The following is a 22072-nucleotide window of genomic DNA, read 5'->3' as shown; positions in this document are numbered from 1 at the left end:
GCGTATTTAATTCTTCGTAGAAAAGGTACCATGAATAGTAACAATCAATGCGAAAACAGCTTAATATAAAGTTTAGAAGGAGAAATAACCATGAGTCTGTTGTTTCAAGAGCAATGGAGAGTGATTGATCAGTCATCGGTAGGATTGCATTTACATGCTCTGCAATCGTTCGGAATGGATGATACACTCTGTGCTTCTGTTGGGTCGGCTACTGCTCCATCAACAGCACGTGCTTGGGTGCACCCGCCTACCATTGTGTTAGGGATTCAGGATTCAAAGCTTCCTTTTTTAGAAAAAGGATTAACCTATATAAAAGAACAGGGTTACGATTACTTAGTTAGAAACTCAGGTGGATTAGCCGTTGTACTAGACGAAGGAGTTTTAAATCTATCTCTTATATTTCGTGAGGAAGAAAAAGGAATAGATATTAATAGAGGCTATGAAGCTATGTGGGAACTAATTAAAGAAATGTTCTCAGATTTTAGTAAGGAAATTGAAGCTAGAGAAATTGTTGGGTCATACTGTCCTGGAAGCTATGACCTTAGTATAAATGGGAAAAAATTCGCGGGTATTTCACAACGTAGACTTCGAAATGGGGTAGCTGTACAAATTTATTTGTGTGTTTCCGGTAGTGGAAGTCAAAGGGCCGAGCTTGTAAAAAAATTCTATGCACTTGCAAAACAGACTAGTGATACGAAATATGAATATCCAGAGGTAAATCCAGAGGTCATGTCCTCTTTATCGGAACTCCTTGAAGTAGAATTAACGATTCAAGACGTCATGCTCCGTTTTTTAACAGTTTTAAAAGCAAAGAGTGATGCTATTTTTGCGGGAGATTTGACAGAAGATGAACTTGTTTTATTAGAAGGCTATACAAAACGAGTTATTGAGCGTAATGAAAAAATATTAAATGATAAGTAGAGTTTGTGACAAGCCCAACAGAAAAGCCGTAACCTTAATTGGTTAACGGCTTTTCTTAATAAAATGTTGTTGCCTTTCTCCTTCTCCATCTATCTATATGATATAGGCTTTTTTTACAAAATAGCCTTAGGAAACCATCAATTAAATATAGTATAAGAGAAAACCAGAACTAGTTTATTAATTGTTTATTCAGCAACCTTTTCTAAATTTCCATTGCGATCCATTTTAAACTTTGTAGCTGGTCGTTCTTCCTCATCAAACAACACAAGCTTTCTTGCACGATTCATAATCTTCATTAACGTCTCGTAATCTTCTTGAATCATAACGGAATTTTGTTCTAAATGACCAACCTTTTCTTCTAAATCTTTATTACGACTTGAGATTTGAGCAATTTCTCGCTTCAATCTTTCATTCTCGTTTTTTAGAATATCAACTTGGAATGTTGACCCTTTTAAGCTCTGTAAATAAGAAATGACTGTATCGAGATTAAGTTCTCGATGCATTGTTGTTGGTGGTGTACTCTGTGCTGCCGGCATTGAGACAGGGCTAGGATTAGATGTAGCCACCTCAGTAGTGGTCTCAAACTCTTCAGCAAATTCTTGCGTGAAGATTGGCTCTTCATATTCCACTGTTTCAGTAAAATGTTCGACTTCTTCCATAGAAGGAACTGGTGGAGAATATAATAGCTTCTTCTTTCCACCTTGATCTTTTCCTAGTATTCTTTGACGTTGCTTTCTTTGTTTTTTCGCTAGTTGAAGAGCTTTCTCATAACGATGTCTAACAACTGCATTCCAGCGGAAACCACATGCTGCAGAAGTACGGTTCAGCTTGTCCCCTACTTCCTCAAAAGCATTAAGCTGGGTACTCCCTTCTCTAACATGTCTAAGTACAGTTTCAGCTAGTAATAAATCATTTTCATCCGTCCATGCGTCTTGACGAATTTTCATCATTCCTCAACTCCCTATATATTTTCCATTTAATTAAATGTTCTAGTCTAAGGATGACCAAAATTTCAAGAATATATACAAAAGTGTTTAAAAGGATAGTAGATTTTTTCCATAAAAAAAGAAATCAATAGAAAGTAAGGATTTCTTCGTCATTTTTTCATGCATTTTTTACAACTTGCAATAGAGGGAAAGAAACTGTAAAATACCGTGTAGACTATAAAAACCAAAGTGTTGGTTGTTATTTATATAAGTTTTGATGATGTTAAACGATATGGAAGATTCTAAAGTGAAATACGAGAATCTAACATCACCTATGGAAGTAAATTTACGTAACTGCATGCGAGTTACACCGAAGAAAGGGTTGTTAGCTAAATGGCAAACGAATTTCGGGTTTGCGACGATTGTCAAGCTGTTAATTTAAAAACATTAATACCCCGACTGAACGAGATTGATCCAGAAGCTAAAGTTGAAATTGGTTGTCAATCCTATTGTGGTCCCGGCAGAAAAAAGACGTTTGCATTTGTCAATAATCGTCCGTTAGCTGCTTTAACAGAAGAGGAATTAATGGAGAAAATTAATAAAAAGCTAAAAAAATAAAAAATCGCCTTTGCGTCACTGAAGGTGATTTTTTATTTTCTAAGCTTGTCGAATTTTATTTTCAGACATAAACCTTGCCATTGACGCAATTTGTCAAAATCTAGTGAATTTTTTTAGATTCAATGATGATTTGAAGAAAAAATCGGGCTATAATAATAACCAAGATGATTTAGGAAGAGGGTAAAAGATGGGATACTCTGCAGAAAAATTGAGTGAAGAGAAGGTTTTTAAAGATCCTGTTCACCGCTACGTACATGTTCGCGATAGAGTTATATGGGATCTAATTGGTACAAGAGAGTTCCAGAGACTCAGAAGAATTAAACAGCTGGGAACAACCTATTTAACCTTTCACGGAGCAGAGCACAGTCGATTTAACCATTCTCTAGGAGTATATGAAATTATCCGTAGAATTGTGGATGATGTTTTTCGAGACAGAGCTGAATGGGATGAAGAAGAACGACTTCTATCTCTATGTGCAGCGCTTCTACATGATTTAGGACATGGTCCATTTTCCCACTCTTTTGAAAAAGTTTTTGACCTCGATCATGAAAACTTCACGCAAGAAATTATTTTAGGTGATACCGAAGTAAATAAAGTACTATCAAGGGTTCATGCTAGCTTTCCGAAGAAAGTGGCAGAAGTAATCGGGAAAACATACAAAAACAAGCTGGTTATTAGCTTAATCTCAAGCCAAATTGATGCGGATCGCATGGATTATCTGCAAAGGGATGCTTATTTTACAGGGGTAAGCTATGGTCATTTTGATATGGAGCGAATTCTACGTGTAATGCGCCCTAGGGAAGATCAAGTGGTCATTAAGCAAAGTGGGATGCATGCCGTAGAGGACTACATCATGAGTCGTTATCAAATGTATTGGCAAGTGTATTTTCATCCTGTAACAAGAAGTGCAGAGGTTATTTTAACAAAAATCCTTCATAGAGCAAAAGATTTATATAAGCAATCTTATTCATTCAAGCATGATCCTATCCATTTTTATTCTTTATTCGAGGAAAAGGTCACACTAGAAGATTACTTAAAGCTAGACGAAGCTATTATCCTTTTCTATTTCCAAATGTGGGAAAGCGAAGAAGATACGGTCTTAAGCGACTTATGTAAAAGGTTCATGAACAGAAATCTATTTAAATATGTAGAGTTTGATCCGGCTAAAGAGTATAAGAAACTATCGGAGCTTTCTAGCTTGTTTATGAAGGCTGGGTTAGATCCAGAATATTATTTAGTGGTAGATTCTTCTTCTGATTTACCATACGACTTTTATCGTCCAGGAGAAGAAGAAGAAAGGCTTCCAATTCATTTGTTAATGAAAAATGGAGAAATCCGTGAGTTATCGAGAGAATCCGAAATTGTTGATAGTATTTCTGGAAAAAGAAGAACAGATCATAAATTATACTTCCCAGATGACTTGCTTCAAGATGATACTTCTAAAAAAAATATAAAAAAACAGATACGTGCACTCTTAGAAATTTAATCTACTACATAAGAACATGTGACGTACTATACGGAGTAGGAGATGACAGGTTTGTTAAAAGATCACGCTAAATTGATGTATGCATTTGCGGCTTCAGGGGAAATTATTGGACGGAAAAAGCTGCAAAAGATGATATATATTGCTAAAAAAGTTACTTTCCCTTTTCAAGAGAGATTTACTTTTCATTTTTATGGGCCATATTCCGAAGAATTAACATTACGTGTGGAAGAACTTTGTAATATGGGGTTCTTAGACGAAGTGAAAGAAAAAAAGGGTGGATATTTTCAATATCGTTACACATTAACGGACACGGGGAAAGAATTTTTAAGTCTAAACGAAGTGGACATGCCTTCTTTACCTGGGTGTTTAACGGATATGAATGACCAATCTGCTAGATTCCTTGAACTTGTTTCGACGGTTTTATATTTTGATAGCTTACCAAAAGAAGAGGTGGAAGAAAAAATATCTACCTTGAAAAGCAAACAACGTTACACGTCAGAAGAAATTGACCAAGCATACGAATACATTGAACAGTTAAAAGAGAAAGCTAAGCCTGTTAATTAGGGCTTAGCTTTTTGAATTATTGATCACTTAATCTTTTACCAGCTACAGCATAATGATTCTTTGACATTTCCTCAATAAAAACCACGATTTTTTCTTCAGGAGCACCTGTTGTTTCACTTACCGCAGTCGTTACTTTTTCAACTAATGCTTTCTTTTGTTCTTCCGTACGGCCTTCTAGCATTTTTACTGTTACATATGGCATTGATATTGCCTCCTTTAGGTATGTATACGCAGAATCAGTTTTTCATATTTTAAGAAAATGCGCAATAGGTTAGACACCTTACTTTTTCACTTTAGGATGAGATTCATGTATACTTTTAAATGGGATGTTTTATCTAATTAGAGAAGCTTTCACGAAAAAATTGCAAATATTGCCTTCAAGAACGAAGCAAAGTACAGTTTTGTAAATAAGTCCAATTACTTGGGCATATTTCTAATATAGGGTCAAAGATTCTTCTTCGGTGAGCATCAAAGAAAAACTACATATATTATTTTTAACAATAAGGGAGTTTTGATAGTTGGAACAATTTCTCGCTTTCTCCTTAAGGGAGATTCCATTTGTAGCCATTACTTTAATGGTTGCGTTTACCGTTCATGAATTTGCTCATGCTTTTGTTGCTTATAAATTTGGGGATCCAACAGCAAAGAATCAAGGAAGATTAACCCTTAATCCCATTCACCACCTAGATCCGTTCGGAACCATCCTCATATTTATTGCAGGTTTTGGATGGGCGCGACCGGTACCGGTTAATCGATTTTTCTTTAAAAATCCAAAGTTAGCGGGTGTATTAGTTTCGGTCGCAGGTCCTTTAAGTAATTTACTACTAGTAGCATTAGGGTTTGCCGTATGGTACGGAATGGTTGCGACAGGACTTTCTGCAAGCTTACCATCATACATCCCAGAATTTATGGACATTTTTATTCAGTTAAACGGAGTATTATTTATCTTTAATCTATTGCCTTTTCCACCTCTTGATGGATATCGAATCATTGAGGATTTAGCACCTGCGGATATACGGGCTAAAATGACGCAATTTGAACAATACGGAGTAGTCATCTTTATCATTCTAGTCATTACTCCACTTGATCAATATACGATACAACCTATATTTAATACCGTACTCCCTTTTGTCTTAGGGGGCTTGAATGAATTTTTCTATCAACTGTTTATATAGGCTCTTTTCGTAAACTTTCTTAGATCTAGTGAAGAAAAGATGCTACTAAGTAGCGCAGAATCCGTGGTGAGAGCCATATACAAATAACAATCAATGAGAAAACAGTCTATATATAAGACAGCGTTGTGTAAGGAGGATAAAATACAATGGAAGAAAACAAGAAAAAGAAGGTAGGCTTTAATATTATTAAAAGTGATCCGACAGATGGTCATGGTGGCTTTGGGGTTGGGACATTAACGTTGGATAATGTTTCGCCTGTTATTATTGATGTGGATGCTGAAGAAGCTGTTGTTGATATTGGGGCTATGCATGCTAGAAGCGTGGTGGAAAAAGGAATAAAATTTTTGCCGAACAAAGCTGATGTTCCAAATGGAAAGCCGTATTGGTTAATCTGGGTAACGATCGATCGTAAAGTTGAAGGTCCTTACTATGCTGGAGTAACAGCATGTGAGATGACAGTGGACCGTGAGATAAGAAGAGGGTATAAATCTCTACCTGAACATGTCAATCGTTTAGATAAGTCCATTAAACGAAATATAATCGTAGATCATATGGATAACAAGTCGAAAGCGATCCTAGAAAAGTTTCTTCGTGAGCATGATTTAGGTATGTGGGAAAGGGCATCTCAACAGTTAAAGGATGACTTAAAGATTTAATCTTCTACTAGAAAAACAAATAATTGGAATTTGCAAGTGGAAAAAGAAAAATCCACCAATAATTTGACCAAAATGTGAATTTTTTCGAAACTAAAATATAATGTACTTGCTGTTTTCCGTTAAAAAAAGTAAACTATGTACAGCGTAAACACGCTATAGAACTAGGACATGAGAAACCTCGGGTATTTTTACCCGAGGTTTTTCAATTCTAGGAAGCCCAATCAAATAGTTTCTTATACCAAGGCTTCTTTTCTTCTTTTTCCTTTTTAGAACCTTTTGGTTTTTCCTCTTTTTCATGAAAGAGATGGTCCGTACAGTATTCAGTCGGTTCTGTACCTGCCACAAAGTAAGTAAATCTCTTTGTAGGACATCCATCCGTAGCTAGTTTTCCATTAATCGGATTTACATAAACACCTACTGTCCCCTCTGGAGCTCTAAATAATTTAGCAGGTTTACCATCTAGAGCATCCTCCATAAAATTAATCCAAATATTTTTGGCATACGTTTTATCAGCTACTAATTCAATCGGGCTACCGTTGTCATAACCAGTCCATACGGCAGTAACCAATTGAGGAGTAAATCCAATCATCCAGCTATCAGAGTCCGTTGTCCCTGATTTTCCTGCATAAATTCTTGTCATATCATTAATTAACGTACTTCCTGTGACACTAGAATAGCCATTCAAATTTCGATCAAACATTCCTGTCATCATTTGTGTCATAACAAAAGCTGCTTCAGGTCGCAAAACTGTTTCCTTATGTGTGTCAGCCTTATAAATAGTTTCTCCTTGGTGGTTTTCAACGCGCTCAATATAGACTGGCTGTATCTTTTTTCCACCATTCGCAAACATACTATACGCATTTGCCATCTCCACGACTCGTACCCCTGAGGTACCGAGAGCAAGGGAAGGGACTGCAGTCATGTCTGTCGTAATACCGAATTTCTTAGCGGTATTTACTAGGGAATTCTCACCTAAAAATAAGTGAGTTTTGACCGCGTATACATTATCTGATAGAGCTAGTGCTTGGGCCATCGTAATCTCTTCGCCCGCATAAATATTGTTGAAGTTATGTGGAGTATAATCAGGTCGATTATCCTGGAATTTGAACGTCGTAAGCTCACTTCTCATCATGGTTGATGGAGTAAAGCCCTGTTCTAAAGCCGTGTAGTATAAAAGTGGCTTCATCGTTGAACCTGGTTGACGAACTGCTTGAACAGCACGGTTAAAGGGACTTTCATCATAGTTTCTACCCCCAACCATCGCTCTTACATGTCCATTCTTAGGGTCCATGGAAACCAAGCCAATTTGGATGTCCGAATCTTTAGCAATATGGTTCTCTACTGTTTCTTCTGCAATTTCTTGTTCTTTTATATTTAATGTTGTATACACTCTTAATCCGCCAAGTTCAAGAACTCGGTCATCTAGGTTTAGAACATTTTTTAAAGCATTTTTGACTGCATCTTGGAAATATGGAGCCACTTTCTTTTCTGCATCACTATGTTTGCCCACAATTTTAAGAGATTCCATTGAAGCTTTATTTGCTTCTTCTTTGGTGATGAAACCGTTTTTTTTCATCGCGTCTAAAATAATTCCTTGTCTATTCTTTGCTTTTTCAAAAGAAACGACTGGTGAATAGATGTTAGGTCCCTTTGGAATTCCTGCTAGCATAGAAGCTTCAGCGAGAGTTAAATCTGCAGCACTTTTTCCAAAATAATATTGACTAGCTGCTTGTACTCCGTACGCTCCTTTACCGTAGTAAATCGTATTTAAGTAGCCTTCTAGTATTTGTTCTTTTGAGTAATTCATCTCAATTCTAATCGTATAAAGAGCTTCTAAAGCCTTTCTCTTCCACGTTTTTTCATGCTCAAGAAAAAGATTTCTCGCATACTGCTGGCTGATGGTGCTTGCACCTTGTACCTTCGCCATCGCTTTTAAGTCGGCAAGAGCAGCACCCGCGATTCTTTTATAATCAAAGCCATGATGACGATAAAACGTTCGATCCTCAATGGCGATCGTAGCATCTACTAAATCTGGAGAGATATCCTCAAAGGGTACCCAGTATCTTTTTTGACCGTGATGGCTTTCACCTATCACCGTACCATCATCCGAGAAGTATAAAGTCGATTGTGGAACGGCAAGTGGAGGTGGACCGAGTACTTTAGCATAAATAAGTATGCCAATAAAGGAAACTAATCCAATAACCATTCCGATAAGCCCCACAATTAAAAAGGCCCGTAAGTATTTAATCGTTCTTTTAAAACGTTGATTTGTCATAATTTCCATTTCGATCACCTCACAATCATTTTAAAGGCGTAAGCGCTAGGCACTGGAGCTTAGACACCGAACTAAGTTCAAGAATTAACTCGAGTTTTACTGCTTAATTTAATGAAGATAACGTAAGCCAGCGTAAAATTATAAATACAGCTGGAAAACTTTCAAATGTATAAAATGAATACATAGTAACAGTATGAAAGAAAGAAGGTAGTTTTAAACATTTGCTTATAAAAAATTGTCATTTATACTCCTAATAGAAAAAATAATCAAGTGAATGGATAATTTTTTTCTTGCATTTTTGCTAGATTCATCTATACTTTTTCTCATGTTTGTAATAATAAAGTTGGGGAAGTATAACAAGTAAGTTAATTTTGTGAAAAATAAAGAGGCTATGTCCTCTCACTAGATTTTATTGAAGGGATTGAACGTAATGGGACTTTGGTTTACTGAAAAGCAAACAGAGAACTTTGGAATAACAATGAAAGTGAAACGCACATTACATACGGAACAAACAGATTTTCAAAAGCTAGATATGGTAGAAACAGAAGAATGGGGCAACATGCTTCTTCTAGACGATATGGTTATGACATCTATTAAAGATGAGTTCGTATATCACGAAATGGTAGCACACGTACCATTATTCACTCATCCAAACCCTGAGAACGTTCTTGTTGTTGGTGGGGGAGACGGAGGAGTTATCCGTGAAGTTCTAAAGCACCCAAGTGTAAAAAAAGCGACGCTTGTTGAAATCGACGGAAAAGTTATTGAGTATAGCAAAAAATACTTACCTGAGATTGCTGGTGACCTAGATGACGAGCGCGTTGAAGTAAAAGTAGACGACGGCTTCATGCATATTGCTCAAAGTGAAAATATCTATGACGTCATCATGGTAGATTCTACTGAGCCTGTAGGACCAGCAGTAAACCTGTTTACAAAAGGATTTTATGCAGGAATCTCTAAAGCTTTAAAAGAAGATGGAATTTTCGTCGCACAGTCGGACAACCCTTGGTTCAAAGCTGATCTAATTAGCAGTGTTCAAAAGGATGTAAAAGAAATTTTTCCAATCACTCGTCTATATATTGCAAATATCCCAACTTATCCAAGTGGAATGTGGGCGTTCACATTAGGATCAAAGAAGCATGATCCTCTAGAAGTAAGTGAAGAGCGCTTCCATGAGATTGATACAAAATACTACACAAAAGAACTTCACAAAGCAGCATTTGTTTTACCTAAATTTGTTCAAGATTTAGTGAAGTAATACAGGGGCCTGACCCCCGTTAAGTTAATACGTTAAAACAACGGGGGCCTGACCCCCTTTTTTATGGAGGTATGTTGTATGCGTTTTGATGAAGCTTATTCAGGTAATGTGTTTATTAAAAGCCATCCTAGCTTTGAAGAAAGCAAAGCCGTTCTTTACGGAATGCCGATGGACTGGACGGTTAGCTATCGTCCTGGATCTCGTTTTGGTCCAACTCGTATCCGTGAAGTTTCCATTGGGTTAGAAGAGTATAGTGCGTATTTAGACCGTGAGCTTGAAGATGTAAAGTATTTTGATGCGGGAGATATCCCACTTCCATTTGGGAATCCGCAAAAAAGCTTAGATGCAATCGAAGAGTTCGTCGATAAGTTATTAGCTGACGATAAGTTCCCTCTTGGAATGGGTGGGGAGCACTTAGTATCATGGCCAGTTATGAAAGCTATGTATAAAAAGTATCCTGATTTAGCGATCATTCATATGGATGCTCATACAGATTTGCGCGAACATTACGAAGGGGAGCCGCTATCTCATTCAACCCCTATCCGCAAGGTCGCAGAATTAATTGGACCTACAAATGTGTTCTCGTTTGGAATTCGTTCTGGTATGAAAGAAGAATTTGAATGGGCTAAGAAAGTGGGCATGCACATTTCTAAATTCGATGTTCATCAGCCATTGAAAGAAATTTTACCGAAACTAGCAGGCCGTCCTGTTTATGTAACGATTGATATTGACGTGTTAGACCCAGCTCATGCTCCTGGCACTGGAACAGTTGATGCAGGTGGGATCACATCAAGAGAGCTTCTAGCTTCGATTCATGAGATTGCTCACTCTGATGTAAACGTAGTTGGTGCAGATCTAGTAGAAGTAGCACCAATCTACGATGTGTCTGAACAAACAGCAAACACTGCAAGTAAACTTATTCGTGAAATGCTTCTTGGGTGGGTAAAATAATAGAGGATTGTAATGGCATCTGCAGTTCGTGTGCAGATGCCATTTTTAATAGTAATTGTAGATAAAAGCCTTTAAATTGTAGTTAAAGTACAAATATTGTTGAGAAGCTTTATGTTTTTGTATGAAGAGTAGGAACTTTTGTAGATAGAGCGTTGATTTTTGTTGATAGACATGACTGAGTGCTGGGGCACATAGGTAAAATTGGTGAAACTGTCGCATCCATTTAAATAGATTGCTGCAAATTCCGCATAAAAGGATAAATCTGCCGCATAAATGCTACAAACTGCCGCATAAATTCAAAAATCTCCGCAAAAACCCAAGAAAGTGCCGCATAAACAACAAAAGATCTAAAAAACTTATATCTAAAAACTAAATAACCTCAATTAAACCAATTTTTCGCCTGAAAAATCCTAGATTTGCACTTCGAACCCAAACTATTTATACTAATAAAGTTGCATCAGCAAACAACTCTACATAATTTTTGTAAACGAAAAGGAAGTGTGCCCGTTGTCATCAAGTCCAGCGGAACAGAAACCTGTTAAAATACGAGTAAATTCATCCATTCGCAATGGAGATAGCAAAGAGACTTTTGAATTAACGACATTTGGCCGATACTATCAAAAGGATGACTCGTTTTATCTTCAGTATGAAGAAGTAATGGAAGAAGGAACCATTAAGTCGATTGTGAAAGTCTCTGAGAAGGAGACGTTAATATTACGAAGTGGCGCGATTAAAATGAGAATGGTGTTCCAGATGTATAAGAAACTAAAGGGGCGCTATGAAACCCCATTTGGAACGATGGAAGTGATCACACATACTAACAGATTAGCCCATACTTTTAACGAAGATAGTAAAAAGGGAAATCTTGATCTTTTATATGATTTAAATGTACAAGGTGCACATGCAGGTACATACCATTTAGAAATTCACTTTGAGGAGGAGAAGCAATGAATATCGTTGAACAAGTTCAATCCAAGTTAAAAGACGAAATAAAAGCTGCTGTCATTAAAGCCAATTTAGCGACGGAAGATCAAATACCAGATGTCATTTTAGAAGTACCGAAAGAAAAAGCACATGGTGATTACTCCACCAATATGGCGATGCAGCTTGCTAGAGTGGCAAAGAAGGCACCTCGTATGATTGCTGAACAGCTAATCGAACATTTTGATCAGTCTAAAGCATCCATTGAAAAAATGGAGATTGCAGGGCCCGGATTCATTAACTTTTACATGAATAATAGTTATTTAACAGATTTAATTCCTACTATTTTAAAAGCAGGCGAAAAATACGGAGAAACGACTGTTGGAAACAATCAAAAAGTTCAAGTGGAGTTCGTTTCCGCCAATCCCACTGGAGACCTTCACTTAGGACATGCTCGTGGGGCAGCGGTTGGGGACTCACTTTGCAATGTTCTAGCTAAAGCAGGGTACGATGTGTCCCGTGAATACTACATAAATGACGCAGGTAACCAAATCAATAATCTTGCTCTTTCAGTAGAGGCACGTTACTTCCAAGCATTAGGCATGGAAAAAGAAATGCCAGCTGATGGCTATCATGGTGAAGATATCATTGGAATTGGAAAACGTCTAGCTGAAGAGTTTGGCGATAAGTATGTTGAGGTGCATGAAGAAGAACGCTTTTCATTTTTCCGTGAGTACGGTTTGAAATATGAAATGGAAAAGCTGAAGAAAGATTTAGAAGACTTCCGTGTGCCATTTGATGTTTGGTATTCTGAAACGTCTTTATATCACAACGGGAAAATTGACGTGGCTCTATCAAAGCTTAGAGAGAATGGCTATATTTATGAAGAAGAAGGTGCAACTTGGTTCCGTTCGACTGATTTAGGTGACGATAAAAATCGTGTCCTTATTAAGCAAGATGGTTCATACACCTATTTAACCCCGGACATTGCTTACCACAAGGACAAGCATGACCGTGGCTTTGAAAAGCTGATCAACATTTGGGGAGCAGATCATCACGGGTATATTCCGCGTATGAAAGCTGCGATTCAAGCATTAGGCTATGAACGCGATACATTAGAGGTTGAGATTATTCAGCTTGTTCACCTTTATAAAAATGGTGAAAAAATGAAGATGAGTAAGCGTACAGGTAAAGCTGTTACGATGCGTGATCTTGTAGAAGAAGTAGGATTAGATGCGGTTCGTTACTTCTTCGCGATGAGAAGTGCGGACACACATATGGACTTTGACCTAGATCTAGCAGTATCTCAGTCAAACGAAAACCCTGTATACTACGCTCAATATGCGCATGCTCGTATTTCTAGCATTTTGCGTCAGGGAGAAGAGCAATCAATCACATTTGATGAAAATGTTGATTTCTCTTTAGTTGGAGCAGAAAAAGAAATCGAAGTGTTGAAAAAGCTTGGAGAGTTCCCATTAGCAGTAAGTGAGGCGGCTCAGAAACGAATGCCACACCGCATTACGAACTACATTTTTGAACTAGCATCTTCTTTCCATAGTTTCTATAACGCTGAAAAAGTATTGGATGCTGAAAACATCGAAAGAACAAAAGCACGCCTTGCCCTAATCAAGGCGGTTCAAACAACGTTAAAGAATGCTCTATCTTTAATTGGAGTATCCGCACCGGAAAAAATGTAATAAGGCATATAAATAGGCTTCCAACCAGGAAGCCTTTTAACCTGCACCTCATATCTAATTTGGAGGTGCAGTTCTTATTTCCACTCCAACTCCGCACCACCAATTCTTTTAACCCCTCTAATTTTGCTTAAATCCTCAACTAATTTTAGTAGTGCTTGATCTTTCCCTTTTGCTTCAATCATAAAATCGACATCTCTATTGAAAGTTTTTAAAATATCAATCATTGGCTTGATAAATTCGGGATCGACAAAGTCCGCGTGAGAGCGAAAGGCTTTATCAGACTTTGGGGATGAGATATGAATTTTGGGTTTTAGACTTCTTCTCTCCCATGTCTCAAAAATGGAGGGAAGCAAACTTTCTAAAGGCTTTTCCCCTAAATTAGCCATATGATGGTGGTAGTCAAATACGAGCGGAATATTTTCTTTGATACATACCTCAAGTGTTTCTTCTGTATTGTAGGTTTTATCATCATTTTCTAGGGTCATTACATCTTTTATTTCGAGTGGAAGTGTTTTTAAACTTTCATGGAACCGTTCTAATGTAGAAGTTTTATCCCCATATGCTCCACCAATATGGATGTTGATGACACTCTCTTTTTCAATTCCCATAGCCTTGAGCATATTGTAATGGTACTCCATATCAATCACTGCATTTCTCGTTACTTCCTCTCTCGGAGAAGTGAACAAAGTAAATTGATTGGGATGAAAGCTCACGCGCAAGTTATGCTGTTTAACCAGATCACCAATTTTCTTCCACTCCTTCTTAAAAGGCTTAACAAAATCCCAAAAAACTTCAGGATGTGTAGCGAGTGGGACAATCGAGCTTGAAAATCGATACACTTGAATTTGATGAGCGATATTATAATGAAGCATTCTTAATGTGTTTTTTATGTTCTCAGAGGTCACCTGTAGCAACTTCGCCTTCTGCTCCTTAGCAGAAAGCTGTTTATACCTCGTAAACGTAATAGTTTTTGCAGGGGAAGCCTCCCATAACGTAATCGCATGGGAGACATACCCAAAACGAATTTTCATTTCATTTTAGCCCCTTTACTAAAGGCTTATTTTATAAGAAGTGCGAGATTACACGAGCAATGCCTTCTTTTATGGCACGAAAAGGATTAGGTTTATTTAAATCCTTTAATGATAACTGCCTAGAATCCTCTAGATCATTTTGAATAATCGGGATCATTTTATTAATGTATTTTTGATCTACTACATAACAATTAATTTCATGGTTTAAAAACAAACTTCTTCGATCAAAATTTGCGGTTCCAAGGTCGCAAATCTTTTCATCAATAATAAATGTTTTTGCATGGTAAAAGCCCTTCATATACTGATAAATGTTGGCTCCTTTTTTAATAAGGGGTCTAAAGTAACGATAAGAAGCTTCTTGAACTAAAGGGTGATCGGCGTTTTTTGGAACGAGGATGGTTAACTTGACACCTCGATCTAAAGCTCTCATTAGGTCAGAAAAAATTCGATTACTCGGGATAAAATAAGGTGTTCCGATCGTGATAGAATCTTTGGCCTTTTTAATTAAATCTGAAAATGTATCCTCTAGAAGAAAACCCTCTGAGGAAATAGTTTGATGCTTTATATTTCCTTTCTCAAGAGGGGGAAAATAGATTTTGCTTTGTAACAGATTGGTCTTGGTCGATTCAAACCAATCGTGTAAAAATTGTGTTTGTAGATCTTCTACCCCTTCACCCGTAATTTTTAAATGATAATCACGCCATGGGCTTAATTTCGGATCTAAATCTACATACTCTTTTCCTACATTAAAACCACCTAAATAGCCCTTTACACCATCAATCACCGTTATTTTTCGATGATTACGAACCTGTGAGGAATAGAAGATAAAAGGGAACTTTGGGATGTGACAAAAATGAATTTGAACCCCTGCCTGTTTTAAAGCATTTATAGATTTTCTTTTCACCTTAAAACTGCCGACATAGTCGAAAAGTAAACGTACTTCTACTCCAGCTTTGGCTTTTTCTATTAACATCTCCATAAATTTTTCACTTATGGTATCATCCTTAACAATATAAAACATCACATGGATATGCTTTTTGGCATTTTTTATTTCGGTAAACATATCATTAAATAAGTCTTGTCCCCTAGTGAAAACTTCCAGATTACTTTGACGATAGGGAGGGTTTGGTTTTACAATTGATTTAAGATGCTGCTTTCTTCCTAACTTATAGTCAATCACTAACCAGATGCCTAACAAAATTAGAAGTGTTAGAATCATTTTATATCCCCTCCTAATATTCTCTAGTATTTACATTATTGTCCCCGTAAAGGATTCTTCTATGATAAAAAGTAAAAAAGTGAATAAAAATCATTGACTGAATGCTCATTCATTATATAATGGAAATAGGTATTAAATTCAGAAAATTTTATTGGTTGTTAATATTCTTGATGAACGGAATTTTATAAGAGGGATGTATCCGTTTGCTTGGACTGAAATAAAATTTTCTAGTGATTGAGCTGCTAGAGGGGGTCTAGCAAGATAACTTCATGGAAGGAGAGCTTTAGGTATGAACGGACTATTATGGTTTAATCTTATTGCATTTCTACTTGTAACCGCTTACGCTGTGAGTTTGTTTGTGTATGTTGTAAAGACAAGACTCGAATACATTAAGCTTGGAAAAAAAGTAGAGTTTGATAAAAATTTTAAAGAGCGAATGGATAAAATTTGGGTCAATGTATTTGGACAGAAAAAATTATTGAAGGATAAGAAAAGTGGAATTATCCACGTTATGTTCTTCTATGGTTTTATTCTTGTACAATTTGGGGCGATAGACTTTATTATTAAAGGGATCAAACCAGGTGCACACTTACCATTAGGACCTCTGTACGCAGGGTTCACGTTCTTCCAAGAAATCGTAACGCTTATGATTTTAATCGCGGTCGTTTGGGCTTTCCATCGCCGTTATGTAGAAAAACTTGTACGCTTAAAAAGAGGCTTTAAATCCGGATTAGTACTTATTTTTATCGGTGGCTTAATGCTATCTGTTTTATTAGGAAACGGAATGGGTCTAGTATGGCATGGACACGAACCAACATGGTCAGAGCCAATCGCTTCCCTGTTCGCCATTGCTTTAGGATGGATTGGTGAGACAGCATCTATCGTTATATTCTATATCGCATGGTGGATTCACTTATTGTTCCTACTTGCGTTCTTAGTATATGTACCGCAATCAAAGCACGCTCACTTAATTGCTGGGCCTGCGAACGTATTCTTCAATCGCCTTGAAAAACCAGGTAAGTTATCTAAAATTGACTTTGAAGATGAGTCTCAAGAATCATTTGGTGTTGGGAAAATTGAAGATTTTACCCAAAACCAATTAATTGATTTATATGCTTGTGTGGAGTGTGGACGTTGTACAAACATGTGTCCTGCAACAGGCACAGGAAAAATGCTTTCTCCAATGGATTTAATTTTGAAGCTTCGTGATCACTTAACAAATCACGGTGCTGCTGTTACACAAAAGCAACCATGGGTGCCTACATTTGCTTTTGGGAATACAAGAGGAAACCAAATCGCTTTAGCGGCTGCAGGTAAAGGGGTAGAAGAATCTGCTGCTGGTCTTGCTTATAGCCCAAGCTTAATTGGTGAAGTGATTACAGAAGAGGAAATCTGGGCTTGTACAACTTGCCGTAACTGTGAAGATCAATGTCCAGTAATGAACGAGCATGTTGATAAAATTATTGATCTTCGTCGTTACCTAGTGTTAACGGAAGGTAAAATGGATGCTGATGCTCAACGTGCGATGCAAAACATCGAACGTCAAGGGAACCCTTGGGGTCTAAACCGTAAAGAGCGTGAAAACTGGCGTGAAGCTCGTGAGGATGTTCAAGTACCAACTGTTAAAGAGATGAGTAAAGCAGGCGAAGAGTTTGAGTACTTATTCTGGGTTGGTTCAATGGGATCTTACGATAACCGCAGCCAAAAGATTGCTCTATCTTTCGCGAAACTCTTAAACGAAGCTGGCGTTAAATTCGCTATCTTAGGAAATAAAGAAAAGAACTCTGGTGATACTGCTCGACGTCTAGGAAACGAATTCGTATTCCAAGAGTTAGCAACAAAGAATATCGAAGAGTTTGAAAAGAACGAAATTAAGAAAATTGTTACCATCGACCCGCACGCTTATAATATTTTCAAAAATGAATATCCTGATTTCGGTCTAACTGCAGAAGTATATCATCACACTGAATTACTGGCTCAGCTAGTAAAAGAGGGTAGACTTAAGCCACAATACGAGGTTAAGGAAACAATTACGTTCCATGACTCTTGTTACTTAGGTCGTTACAATGAGGTATACGATGCACCGCGTGATATTCTAAAAGCCATTCCAGGTGTGAAGCTAGTGGAAATGGAAAGAAGTCGCGACACTGGTATGTGCTGTGGAGCTGGTGGAGGCTTAATGTGGATGGAAGAAGAAACTGGTCACCGTATTAACGTTTCACGTACGGAACAAGCACTTGCTGTTAACCCATCTGTAATCAGTTCAGGATGTCCATATTGCTTAACCATGCTTTCTGACGGTACAAAAGCAAAAGAGGTTGAAGAAACAGTTTCAACTTACGATGTAGCAGAATTACTTGAAAAAGCAGTATGTGGAGAGCCACAAACATTAGTTTCATAATTTAAAAGATTTATAGAGAGGAGATTCGTAAAGGGTCTCCTCTTTTTTAAAAGCTGTTTTCGTATACATTGTTGCTAATTTAAATTAATTCCTTTATCAGTACTTAGATGAGAAGAAACATGAAAAATCCCTACTGCCGGCTTTTTCAAAAGGCAGTTTCTTCTTGCTTCGAGTATTTTTTCTTCCCAAAATAAAAAATAGCACCATAATCCGTTTAAAAGCATTTAAAGTACTTAACGAGCAACAAAGTTTACAAAAAGGGCCTTTTTCAAAGAATTTTTGTATATTTTCTTATAGGTCATCGTAAGATAGTATGAAAAATTTTTGAATGTAAAAAAGTTGCACGAATTTTATGTAAAGTGTTTTAATTTTCCTTGGATTTACAGTAAAATATAATAAAGCGCTTACAATGGAAAAGTTACAACTACTATTACGAGGGGATCGAAAATAGGAATGATCTCCTTTTCTTCAGAAACGATTTCGAGCGAGCGTTCAGTCGTTCGAAACCATCCACAACTAGATTCACGCTTTCACAAACAAGTCAATTCATTTAAAAAAATTTAAGTTTAATAGAAAAGGAGAGGTTATGATGAGCAGAACGGTCATTCTTAGTGGGGTCCGAACACCTTTTGGAAAGTTTGGTGGTGCTTTAAGCAGCCTTACTGCCTCAGAACTTGGAGGAATCTCGATTAAAGAAGCATTAAATCGTGCTAATGTTCAAGCGGAAGAAGTTAACGAAGTCATCATGGGAACCGTGCTTCAAGGCGGACAAGGACAAATCCCTTCTCGTCAGGCAGCTAGAGATGCCGGCTTACCTTGGAATGTTAAAACAGAAACGGTAAACAAAGTTTGTGCATCAGGAATGCGAAGTGTTTCTTTAGCAGATCAAATCATCCGTGTGGGCGATGAAGAGGTTATTGTGGCTGGTGGAATGGAATCGATGAGTAATGCTCCTTATATCCTTCCAAAAGCTAGATGGGGACTGCGAATGGGAGATGCTACAGTATCCGATTTAATGACTCATGATGGCTTAACATGTAGCTTCACAGGTGTTCATATGGGAACATACGGAAATGAAGTCGCGAAAGAAATGGTTATAAGCCGTGAGGAGCAAGACGAGTGGGCGTTACGAAGCCATACTTTAGCGGTTGCTGCGATTGAATCTGGGAAACTAGCAGAGGAAATCGTATCAGTAGAAATTCCACAAAGAAAAGGCGATCCAATCGTAGTTTCAACGGATGAGTCACCGCGTAAAGACACTTCGATTGAAAAATTAGCGAAACTAGGTTCAGTTTTTAATAAAGACGGAACGATTACAGCTGGAAATGCTCCTGGTGTAAATGATGGAGCAGCAGCACTAGTATTAATGAGCGAGGAACGTGCTCTTCGTGAGGGCAGAAAGCCAGAAGCTTATATCATCGGGCAAGCGGCTATCGCTGTTGAAGCGAAGGACTTCCCTAAAACACCGGGAATCGTAATCAATGAGATTTTGAAAAAGACCGGTAAGTCATTAGAAGAAATTGATTTATTTGAGATCAATGAAGCATTTGCAGCAGTTGCCTTAACAAGTGGGAAGCTAGCAAACCTAGACCCTGAAAAGGTAAATGTAAATGGTGGAGCTGTAGCACTTGGTCACCCAATCGGGGCAAGTGGAGCAAGAATCATTATTACGTTAATGCATGAGCTTAAACGTCGTGGTGGTGGAATTGGAATTGCAGCGATTTGTAGTGGTGGCGGTCAAGGGGATGCCGTCATGATTGAAGTACCGAAACAATAACGAACCGAAAATATAGATCGTAATGGAGGATGAAAACATGAGCGTACAAAAAATTATGGTAATCGGTGCAGGACAAATGGGATCAGGGATTGCACAAGTGTGTGCCCAAGCTGGCTACAGTGTCATTTTAAACGACTTAAAACAAGAGTTTGTAGAACGCGGATTTGGAATCATTAATAAAAATCTTTCTCGTCAAGTATCGAAAGAAAAGATGACTGCTGAAGAGATGGAAAAGGTGTTAGGTAACCTTACTCCATCAACAGACTTAAATGATGCAAAAGATGTAGATTTAGTTATTGAGGCTGCTGTGGAAAATATGAAGATTAAATCTAAGATTTTTAACCAGTTAGATTCAATTGCTCCAGCTCATGCTATTTTAGCAAGTAATACATCATCTTTACCTATCACTGAAATTGCAGCCGTTACGAATAGACCGGAAAAAGTAATCGGAATGCATTTTATGAATCCAGTTCCTGTTATGAAACTAGTAGAGATTATTCGCGGGCTAGCTACTACAGACGAAGTGTACCAAACAATTGAGGACATCACAAAAACATTAAATAAAGTTCCTGTTGAAGTAAATGACTTCCCAGGGTTCGTTTCAAACAGAATTCTTATGCCAATGATTAACGAAGCTATTTATACCCTTTATGAAGGAGTAGCTACAAAGGAAGCAATTGATGAAGTCATGAAGCTTGGGATGAACCATCCAATGGGTCCTCTTACACTAGCTGACTTTATCGGGTTAGATACGTGCTTATACATTATGGAAACATTACACGAAGGATTTGGCGACACCAAATACCGTCCATGTCCATTACTTCGTAAATATGTGAAAGCAGGATGGCTAGGTAGAAAAACAGGACGCGGTTTCTACGTTTACGAATAAGATTTGCTCTCTATATGTGACAACGGCATGAACCATGCAAATATCGTACTAGATTTTGCAAGAATATGAGAGAAATGCGCAAATAAATTCCAAAAAAGTGCAAGTAAATAGCTTAATTATGCAAAAATATTACCTTTTACCTCAGCAGGGAGGCTATACAAAGATGGATTTAAGGTTTACAGAAGAGCAGGAAATGATGCGTAAAATGGTTCGCGATTTTGCGCAAGAAGAAATAGCTCCGTTCGTTGAAAAAATGGAGCAGGGAGAATTTCCGAGAGAAATTTTAAAGAAAATGGGTGAGCTAGGGTTGATGGGGATCCCAGTTCCTGAACAATATGGCGGCTCTGAGATGGATTTTACATCTTACATTATTGCGATTAACGAGATTTCAAGAGTAAGCGCTACCGTAGGGGTAATCCTATCTGTTCATACGTCTGTAGGTACAAACCCGATTCTTTATTTCGGAAATGAAGAGCAGAAGAAAAAGTATGTTCCAAAGCTTGCGGCTGGTGAATATTTAGGTGCTTTCTGTTTAACCGAGCCAAGTGCTGGCTCTGATGCAGGAAGTCTTAAATCAAAAGCAGTATTGGTTGGGGACGAATACGTCATTAATGGTTCGAAGGTGTTTATTACAAACGGTGGAGAAGCAGATGTTTATATCGTATTTGCTTCAACGAACCCAGAAGCTGGGAACAAAGGAATTTCAGCATTTATCGTCGAAAGAGATACTCCTGGTTTAGTAATTGGGAAAGACGAGCATAAAATGGGTCTTCACGGATCTAGAACAGTTCAACTAACGTTTGAAGATATGCGAGTACCAAAAGAAAACCTATTAGGCGAAGAAGGCAAAGGCTTAAATATCGCGTTAGGAAACCTAGAGGTAGGAAGAATTGGAATCGCAGCTCAGGCCCTTGGGATTGCTGAAGCAGCATTTGAGGCGGCTGCAAATTACGCAAAAGAACGCCAACAATTTGGAAAGCCAATTGCAGCTCAACAAGGAATTGGATTTAAGCTTGCAGATATGGCAACAAGTATTGAAGCCTCAAAACTACTAATCTATCGCGCGGCAGATCTTCGCTCACAAGGCATCAAGTGTAGCAAAGAAGCATCCATGGCAAAGTTGTTTGCTTCTAAAACAGCGGTAGAGGTAACAACTGAGGCGATTCAAGTATTCGGTGGCTATGGCTACACAGAAGATTACCCAGTTGAACGCTACTTCCGTGATGCGAAGGTAACGGAGATTTACGAAGGAACTAGTGAGATTCAGAGACTGGTGATTGGGAAGCAGCTGTAGGAATTAGAGTGTT

Annotated in this window: 19 protein-coding genes; 14 read left to right on the top strand and 5 right to left on the bottom strand. The window is 37.8% G+C overall.

Going from position 1 to position 22072, the window contains the following annotated elements; translation table 11 throughout:
• Positions 1-90 precede the first annotated feature (90 nt).
• Positions 91-921, top strand: coding sequence for a lipoate--protein ligase family protein (locus ACFYKX_RS14975; protein ID WP_389361867.1), 831 nt, complete (start codon positions 91-93; stop codon positions 919-921).
• A 185-nt stretch (positions 922-1106) separates the two neighbouring features.
• Here the strand turns inward: ACFYKX_RS14975 and ACFYKX_RS14970 are convergent, their stop codons facing one another.
• The gene (locus ACFYKX_RS14970; protein ID WP_389361971.1) at positions 1107-1868 is read right to left on the bottom strand and encodes an RsfA family transcriptional regulator; all 762 of its coding nucleotides are present in this window, start codon (positions 1866-1868) and stop codon (positions 1107-1109) included.
• A gap of 372 nt (positions 1869-2240) precedes the next feature.
• On the opposite strand from ACFYKX_RS14970, the gene ACFYKX_RS14965 reads away from it, so the two are divergent.
• From ACFYKX_RS14965 to ACFYKX_RS14955, 3 genes are all read left to right on the top strand, one after another.
• The gene (locus ACFYKX_RS14965; protein ID WP_389361866.1) at positions 2241-2465 is read left to right on the top strand and encodes a DUF1450 domain-containing protein; all 225 of its coding nucleotides are present in this window, start codon (positions 2241-2243) and stop codon (positions 2463-2465) included.
• A gap of 187 nt (positions 2466-2652) precedes the next feature.
• Positions 2653-3951 carry an HD domain-containing protein gene (locus tag ACFYKX_RS14960; protein WP_389361865.1) on the top strand — a complete coding sequence of 433 codons (1299 nt, stop codon included), beginning with the start codon at positions 2653-2655 and terminating at the stop codon, positions 3949-3951.
• Positions 3952-4002: 51 nt separating this feature from the next.
• Positions 4003-4515: a YwgA family protein gene (locus ACFYKX_RS14955; RefSeq protein ID WP_389361864.1), complete on the top strand. Its 513-nt coding sequence runs from the start codon at positions 4003-4005 to the stop codon at positions 4513-4515.
• A 16-nt stretch (positions 4516-4531) separates the two neighbouring features.
• Here the strand turns inward: ACFYKX_RS14955 and ACFYKX_RS14950 are convergent, their stop codons facing one another.
• Positions 4532-4717 carry a 2-hydroxymuconate tautomerase gene (locus ACFYKX_RS14950; RefSeq protein WP_389361863.1) on the bottom strand — a complete coding sequence of 62 codons (186 nt, stop codon included), beginning with the start codon at positions 4715-4717 and terminating at the stop codon, positions 4532-4534.
• 316 nt (positions 4718-5033) lie between these two features.
• Between ACFYKX_RS14950 and ACFYKX_RS14945 the strand changes: the two genes are divergently transcribed.
• Together ACFYKX_RS14945 and ACFYKX_RS14940 are read left to right on the top strand one after the other, a co-directional pair.
• Positions 5034-5690 (top strand): site-2 protease family protein, encoded by a 657-nt coding sequence (locus ACFYKX_RS14945; RefSeq protein WP_389361862.1) that lies wholly within the window; start codon positions 5034-5036, stop codon positions 5688-5690.
• Between the two features lie 146 nt (positions 5691-5836).
• Entirely contained in the window at positions 5837-6346 is a 510-nt protein-coding gene (locus tag ACFYKX_RS14940) for a YwhD family protein (protein ID WP_389361861.1), read from the top strand.
• A gap of 208 nt (positions 6347-6554) precedes the next feature.
• Here ACFYKX_RS14940 and ACFYKX_RS14935 read toward each other — a convergent pair whose 3' ends face one another.
• Positions 6555-8630, bottom strand: a complete 2076-nt coding sequence (locus ACFYKX_RS14935) for a transglycosylase domain-containing protein (protein WP_389361860.1) — start codon at positions 8628-8630, stop codon at positions 6555-6557.
• 421 nt (positions 8631-9051) lie between these two features.
• Here ACFYKX_RS14935 and speE point away from each other — a divergent pair, with 421 nt between their 5' ends.
• The 4 genes from speE to argS all read left to right on the top strand — a co-directional run bounded on the left by speE (position 9052) and on the right by argS (position 13448).
• Positions 9052-9879 (top strand): spermidine synthase, encoded by an 828-nt coding sequence (speE, locus tag ACFYKX_RS14930; protein ID WP_389361859.1) that lies wholly within the window; start codon positions 9052-9054, stop codon positions 9877-9879.
• 78 nt (positions 9880-9957) lie between these two features.
• Entirely contained in the window at positions 9958-10830 is an 873-nt protein-coding gene (speB, locus tag ACFYKX_RS14925; protein WP_389361858.1) for an agmatinase, read from the top strand.
• A gap of 507 nt (positions 10831-11337) precedes the next feature.
• Entirely contained in the window at positions 11338-11781 is a 444-nt protein-coding gene (locus ACFYKX_RS14920; RefSeq protein ID WP_389361857.1) for a DUF1934 domain-containing protein, read from the top strand.
• On the top strand, positions 11778-13448 hold the full coding sequence (argS, locus tag ACFYKX_RS14915; protein WP_389361856.1) for an arginine--tRNA ligase: 1671 nt from the start codon (positions 11778-11780) through the stop codon (positions 13446-13448). The genes ACFYKX_RS14920 and argS overlap by 4 nt, the downstream gene beginning before the upstream one ends.
• A gap of 74 nt (positions 13449-13522) precedes the next feature.
• On the opposite strand, the gene uvsE is transcribed toward argS, so the two are convergent.
• Positions 13523-14479 carry a UV DNA damage repair endonuclease UvsE gene (gene uvsE, locus ACFYKX_RS14910; protein ID WP_389361855.1) on the bottom strand — a complete coding sequence of 319 codons (957 nt, stop codon included), beginning with the start codon at positions 14477-14479 and terminating at the stop codon, positions 13523-13525.
• Between the two features lie 31 nt (positions 14480-14510).
• Entirely contained in the window at positions 14511-15698 is a 1188-nt protein-coding gene (gene cls, locus ACFYKX_RS14905) for a cardiolipin synthase (protein ID WP_389361854.1), read from the bottom strand.
• 289 nt (positions 15699-15987) lie between these two features.
• On the opposite strand from cls, the gene ACFYKX_RS14900 reads away from it, so the two are divergent.
• The 4 genes from ACFYKX_RS14900 to ACFYKX_RS14885 all read left to right on the top strand — a co-directional run bounded on the left by ACFYKX_RS14900 (position 15988) and on the right by ACFYKX_RS14885 (position 22059).
• Entirely contained in the window at positions 15988-18099 is a 2112-nt protein-coding gene (locus tag ACFYKX_RS14900) for a heterodisulfide reductase-related iron-sulfur binding cluster (protein ID WP_389361853.1), read from the top strand.
• Between the two features lie 589 nt (positions 18100-18688).
• Complete coding sequence (locus ACFYKX_RS14895; protein ID WP_389361970.1) at positions 18689-19876, top strand: acetyl-CoA C-acetyltransferase; 1188 nt, start codon at positions 18689-18691, stop codon at positions 19874-19876.
• A gap of 37 nt (positions 19877-19913) precedes the next feature.
• Positions 19914-20765, top strand: coding sequence for a 3-hydroxybutyryl-CoA dehydrogenase (locus ACFYKX_RS14890; RefSeq protein ID WP_389361852.1), 852 nt, complete (start codon positions 19914-19916; stop codon positions 20763-20765).
• A 163-nt stretch (positions 20766-20928) separates the two neighbouring features.
• Complete coding sequence (locus ACFYKX_RS14885) at positions 20929-22059, top strand: acyl-CoA dehydrogenase (protein WP_389361851.1); 1131 nt, start codon at positions 20929-20931, stop codon at positions 22057-22059.
• The last annotated feature ends 13 nt before the right edge of the window (positions 22060-22072 follow it).

Source organism: Cytobacillus spartinae (genome assembly GCF_042865285.1).
GTDB lineage: Bacteria > Bacillota > Bacilli > Bacillales > Cytobacillaceae > Robertmurraya_A > Robertmurraya_A spartinae.
The sequence above is the reverse complement of the archived record's forward strand: the minus strand, read 5'-3'. Positions and strand labels throughout refer to the sequence as shown.

Coding starts and splice junctions, on each gene's coding strand:
- ACFYKX_RS14975 (WP_389361867.1), top strand. CDS start 91: ATGAGTCTGTTGTTTCAAGAGCAATGGAGAGTGATTGATCAGTCATCG.
- ACFYKX_RS14970 (WP_389361971.1), bottom strand. CDS start 1,868: ATGAAAATTCGTCAAGACGCATGGACGGATGAAAATGATTTATTACTA.
- ACFYKX_RS14965 (WP_389361866.1), top strand. CDS start 2,241: ATGGCAAACGAATTTCGGGTTTGCGACGATTGTCAAGCTGTTAATTTA.
- ACFYKX_RS14960 (WP_389361865.1), top strand. CDS start 2,653: ATGGGATACTCTGCAGAAAAATTGAGTGAAGAGAAGGTTTTTAAAGAT.
- ACFYKX_RS14950 (WP_389361863.1), bottom strand. CDS start 4,717: ATGCCATATGTAACAGTAAAAATGCTAGAAGGCCGTACGGAAGAACAA.
- ACFYKX_RS14940 (WP_389361861.1), top strand. CDS start 5,837: ATGGAAGAAAACAAGAAAAAGAAGGTAGGCTTTAATATTATTAAAAGT.
- ACFYKX_RS14935 (WP_389361860.1), bottom strand. CDS start 8,630: ATGGAAATTATGACAAATCAACGTTTTAAAAGAACGATTAAATACTTA.
- speE (WP_389361859.1), top strand. CDS start 9,052: ATGGGACTTTGGTTTACTGAAAAGCAAACAGAGAACTTTGGAATAACA.
- speB (WP_389361858.1), top strand. CDS start 9,958: ATGCGTTTTGATGAAGCTTATTCAGGTAATGTGTTTATTAAAAGCCAT.
- argS (WP_389361856.1), top strand. CDS start 11,778: ATGAATATCGTTGAACAAGTTCAATCCAAGTTAAAAGACGAAATAAAA.
- uvsE (WP_389361855.1), bottom strand. CDS start 14,479: ATGAAAATTCGTTTTGGGTATGTCTCCCATGCGATTACGTTATGGGAG.
- cls (WP_389361854.1), bottom strand. CDS start 15,698: ATGATTCTAACACTTCTAATTTTGTTAGGCATCTGGTTAGTGATTGAC.
- ACFYKX_RS14900 (WP_389361853.1), top strand. CDS start 15,988: ATGAACGGACTATTATGGTTTAATCTTATTGCATTTCTACTTGTAACC.
- ACFYKX_RS14895 (WP_389361970.1), top strand. CDS start 18,689: ATGAGCAGAACGGTCATTCTTAGTGGGGTCCGAACACCTTTTGGAAAG.
- ACFYKX_RS14890 (WP_389361852.1), top strand. CDS start 19,914: ATGAGCGTACAAAAAATTATGGTAATCGGTGCAGGACAAATGGGATCA.
- ACFYKX_RS14885 (WP_389361851.1), top strand. CDS start 20,929: ATGGATTTAAGGTTTACAGAAGAGCAGGAAATGATGCGTAAAATGGTT.